Here is a 4,180-nt window from a genome sequence, read left to right on the forward strand (position 1 = left end):
GGCCTCGCCGCGCGAGTCGCCCTCGCCGGACCGGGAGGACAGCAGCCGACGGTACGACGCCAGTCGGCGCTGGTCGGCCTTGCCGGCGGCCACCCAGGCGTCCAGCGCGCACTCCGTCTCGTCCGCGGTGTGCGGGCAGTTCGGCGGGCACTCGACCGTTCCCTCGACCAGGTCGGGGAAGCCGTGCAGCAGGCTCTCCGCCGAGACGTGGGCGAGACCGAAGCTGCGCACGCCGGGGGTGTCGACGATCCAGCCCGGGTCGCCGCCCGCGCCCGGTGCGGGCGGGAGCCGCAGCGCCACCGCGCTGGTCGAGGTGTGCCGGCCGCGACCGATCGCGCTGACCACGCCGACCGCCCGGGCGGCGTCCGGGACGAGGCGGTTGACCAGCGTCGACTTGCCCACCCCGGAGTGCCCGACCATGACCGAGACCTGCCCGCTGAGCAGGCTGCGCAGGGCGTCGAGGTCGGAGTCCGGCCGGACCAGCACGTACGGCAGCTCCAGCTCGGCGTAGTAGTCGACCACCGCCTCCGGGCCGGCCAGGTCGGCCTTGGTCAGGCAGAGCAGCGGCTCGATGCCCGCGTCGTACGCGGCCACCAGGCAGCGGTCGATGAAGCCCGTCCGCGGCGGCGGGTCGGCCAGGGCGCTGACGATCACCAACTGGTCGGCGTTGGCGACGACCACCCGTTCCAACCGCCCCTCGGCGGTGGTCTCGTCGTCGTCGGCGGTGCGCCGCAGCACCGACGTCCGCTCGGCGATCCGGACGATCCGGGCCAGCGCCCCCACCGCGCCGGAGGTGTCCCCGACCAGGCCGACCCGGTCACCGACCACCACCGACTTGCGCCCCAGCTCCCGGGCCCGCATCGCGGTCACCGTCGGCAGCTCCGCGCCGGCCGCGCCGTGCTCCGCGCCGGCCAGCACGCACGTGTAACGGCCCCGGTCGACGGCGATGACGAAGCCGTCCACCGCGTCGGCGTGCCGGGGTCGGGTCCGGGTACGCGGACGCGACGACTTGCCGGGCCGGACCCGGACGTCGTCCTCGTCGTACTCCCGCCGTTTGGTCGTCAGGACCGCCCCCCGTCGTGTCAGCTCTTTCCGGTCACCATCGCTGACCATAGCGCCGGAAACTCCGGCATGGTCTTGGAGGTGCACGACACGTCGTTCAACTCGATCCCCGGCACGGCCAGGCCAGCCACCGCGGCGGCGTGCGCCATCCGGTGGTCGTGGTAGGTCTCGAAGACCCCGCCGCGCAGCGGCCGGGGGCGGATCTCCAGCCCGTCGGCCGACTCGGTGATGTCCGCGCCGAGCGCGGTGAACTCCCGGGCCAGGGCGGTCAGCCGGTCGGTCTCGTGGCCCCGGATGTGGCCCACCCCGGTGAACCGGGAGGGCGAGTCGGCCAGCAGGGCGAGCGCGGCCAGTGCCGGGGTCAGCTCGCTGACGTCGGAGAGGTCGGCGTCCAGGCCGTGCACGACGCCGGTGCCCCGGACGGTCAGCCCGCCGGTGGAGAGGGTGACCTCGCCGCCCATCCGCTGCAGCAGCGAGCGGAGCTGCTCGACCGGCTGCGCGCTGCTGCGCGGCCAGCCCTGGAGGGTGACCTCACCGCCGGTGACCAGGGCGGCGGCGAAGAACGGCACCGCGCCGGAGAGGTCCGGCTCGATCTCCCAGCCGCGCCCGGTGAGCGGGCCCGGCTCGACGGTCCACACGTCGGGCGTGGTGTCGTCGACCGCCGCGCCGGCGGCCCGGAGCATCTGCACCGTCATCCGCAGGTGCGGCGCGGAGGGGACCGGTGGGCCGACGTGCCGGACCACCACCCCCCGGTCGAAGCGCGGGGCCGCCAGCAGCAGCCCGGAGACCAGCTGGCTGGAGGCGGAGGCGTCGATCACCACTTCACCGCCGGCCACCCGCCCCGCCCCGAACACGGTCAGCGGCAGGCTGCCGGTGGCCGGGGCGTCCACGCGTACGCCCAGGGAGCGCAGCGCGCCGATCAGCGGGCCGAGCGGTCGGGTGCGGGCCTGCGGGTCGCCGTCGAAGGTGATCCGCCCGTCGGCCAGACCGGCCACCGGTGGCACGAAGCGCATGATCGTGCCGGCCAGGCCGACGTCGACGTGCGCCGGGCCGACCAGCGGGTGCGGCCGGACCAGCCAGCGCTCGTCGTCGCTGATCGACATGTGCGCGCCCATCGCCCGCAGGCCGGCGGCCATCAGCTCGGTGTCCCGGGCGCGCAGCGGCCCGGCCAGGGTCGAGGGGCCGCTGGCCAGCGCGCTGAGCACCAGGGCGCGCGCGGTCAGCGACTTGGACCCGGGCAGGCGCAGCGTGGCCGTGACCGGGTCGGAGGCGGTCGGAGCGGTCCACGGCTGCAGCGGCCGGGTCGCGGTCAGGTTCCCCACGGTTACATTCTGCCGTGTCCGGGCGTGGGTGACGCCGGCCAGCCCGCCGTCTCCCGGTCAGCGGGACAGCCGGGCGGCGCTCGGCGCGTTAGCGTGTGCGACATGTGCGGGAGGTACGCGACGACCCGGAGTGCGGGCGACCTGAGCGCGCTGTTCGAGTCGTACGACGAGACCGACGGCCGGCTCGGGCCCGACCACAACGTGGCGCCCACCGACCCGGTGCCGCTGGTCCGGGTGAGTCCGGAGGGCCACCGCGCGCTGTCGGTGGGCCGGTGGGGGCTGGTGCCCGCCTGGTCCCGGTCGCCCTCGGGCGCCGCCCGCATGATCAACGCCCGCGCCGAGACGGTGGCCACCAGCCGGGCGTACGCCAGGGCCTTCGCCCGGCGACGCTGCCTCGTCCCCGCCGACGGCTGGTACGAGTGGGTCCGCTCGCCGGGGGGCGGCAAGCAGGCGTACTACATGACCCCGCAGGACGGCGGGGTGCTCGCGTTCGCGGGCATCTGGTCGGTCTGGGACGGCCCCGGCGGCCCACTGCTGACGTGCAGCGTGCTCACCACCGGCGCCCTGGGCGAGCTCGCCGAGGTGCACGAGCGGATGCCGCTGCTGCTGCCCCGGGAGCGCTGGGGGTCGTGGTTGGCGCCCACGGAAGAGCCGGCCGGCCTGCTCGCCCCGCCCCCGCCCGACTGGCTCGCCGGGCTGGAGATCCGTCCGGTGGGGCCGGCGGTGGGCGACGTGCGCAACGACGGGCCGCAGTTGACCGCCCGGGTGCCGGTCGCCCGGGCCCCCGAGCCGGAGGAAGTGAGGCTCTTCTGACCGTGCCGCCACATAGTCGAGCGTGATTTGCCAGAGTTCCGGGCGAAAAGTCGCCCGGATTTTCGCCCGTATTCCCCGCAGGCTCTTGTCTCCGTGTTCGGAAATGCGATAGAACACAGCGCCGGTAGTGGGCGACGATTCGCACGGGGCGAACGATGTCCACCGATCTTGCCGGTCCCACGGGGGAGGTGGGTGGATGACACGGGCACGTATGCCCCGTCCGCACGAGGTGGCCGCCGCGCAACGAGATCCGCGACTGCTGCGGGCCTTGCGGGAACGGCGACAGGACGAGGCGTGGCGGACCAGAGGGACCTGCCAGAGTGTCGACCCGGAAACGTTCTTTCCGGCGCCGAACGAGCCGGCCGACGCGGCCGTCGCGCTCTGCCGAACCTGCGACGTGCAGGGCTCCTGCCTGGCCTGGGCCCTGGAGGTGGGCGACTGCCACGGAGTGTGGGGTGGCACCACCCCGCGCGAACGGCGGGCGATGCTGGTCGCCTGGCGCAGCGAGGTGCAGCCGGACCCGGACGCCGTCGACGAGGCGGGCCCACCGGTCCGCGACCGCCTGCTCACCCTCGTGCCGCTGAGCCGCTGAGCCGGTGCGCCTGAGCCGCTGAGCCGCACTTCCGGGGGCTGGGAGACGTCCTCGAGCCGCTGGTTCGGGTTCGCCCGCGCGCCGACTCGGCAGGAGGTGCCCCGGCGGTGGTGGTCCGGGTCGCAGAATGGGCCGGTGCCGCAGAACGAGGACATCGCCACCCCGCGCGGTCCGGCCCGGGTCGACACCGACCCGCCGGCCGGGCCACCGACCGCCCTGCTGGTGCTCGGGCACGGCGCCGGCGGTGGGGTGGACGCCCCGGACCTGCTCGCGCTCCGCGACGCCACGACGGGTGCGGGCCTGGTGGTGGCCCGGGTGACCCAGCCCTACCGGGTCGCCGGTCGGCGCGCGCCGGCCCCGGCCGGGCAGCTGGACGAGGCGTGGACCGCCG

4 protein-coding genes and 1 pseudogene are annotated in these 4,180 nt (G+C 75.5%); 3 read left to right on the plus strand and 2 right to left on the minus strand.

Annotated elements, in window-relative coordinates; all coding sequences use genetic code 11:
• Both rsgA and aroA read right to left on the minus strand, forming a co-directional pair.
• Positions 1 to 1,113: ribosome small subunit-dependent GTPase A (gene rsgA, locus NCC78_RS28460; RefSeq protein WP_250798368.1), on the minus strand; the 1,113-nt coding region annotated here is incomplete at its 3' end.
• Positions 1,083 to 2,384 (minus strand): 3-phosphoshikimate 1-carboxyvinyltransferase, encoded by a 1,302-nt coding sequence (gene aroA, locus NCC78_RS28465; RefSeq protein ID WP_250798370.1) that lies wholly within the window; start codon positions 2,382 to 2,384, stop codon positions 1,083 to 1,085. The genes aroA and rsgA, both read right to left, overlap by 31 nt.
• 102 nt (positions 2,385 to 2,486) lie before the next feature.
• Here aroA and NCC78_RS28470 point away from each other — a divergent pair, with 102 nt between their 5' ends.
• The 3 genes and pseudogenes from NCC78_RS28470 to NCC78_RS28480 form a co-directional block, all read left to right on the plus strand.
• Positions 2,487 to 3,197, plus strand: coding sequence for an SOS response-associated peptidase (locus tag NCC78_RS28470; protein WP_250798371.1), 711 nt, complete (start codon positions 2,487 to 2,489; stop codon positions 3,195 to 3,197).
• 196 nt (positions 3,198 to 3,393) lie between these two features.
• On the plus strand, positions 3,394 to 3,789 hold the full coding sequence (locus tag NCC78_RS28475) for a WhiB family transcriptional regulator (protein WP_250798372.1): 396 nt from the start codon (positions 3,394 to 3,396) through the stop codon (positions 3,787 to 3,789).
• A 135-nt stretch (positions 3,790 to 3,924) separates the two neighbouring features.
• Positions 3,925 to 4,180 (plus strand): annotated as a pseudogene (locus tag NCC78_RS28480) (alpha/beta family hydrolase); the annotation flags it as partial.

This window comes from Micromonospora phytophila (assembly GCF_023656545.1).
Classification (GTDB): domain Bacteria; phylum Actinomycetota; class Actinomycetes; order Mycobacteriales; family Micromonosporaceae; genus Micromonospora; species Micromonospora phytophila.

What these genes read in the sequence shown, in the direction of transcription:
- NCC78_RS28470 (WP_250798371.1), top strand. Translation starts at nt 2,487, where the DNA reads ATGTGCGGGAGGTACGCGACGACCCGGAGTGCGGGCGACCTGAGCGCG.
- NCC78_RS28475 (WP_250798372.1), top strand. Translation starts at nt 3,394, where the DNA reads ATGACACGGGCACGTATGCCCCGTCCGCACGAGGTGGCCGCCGCGCAA.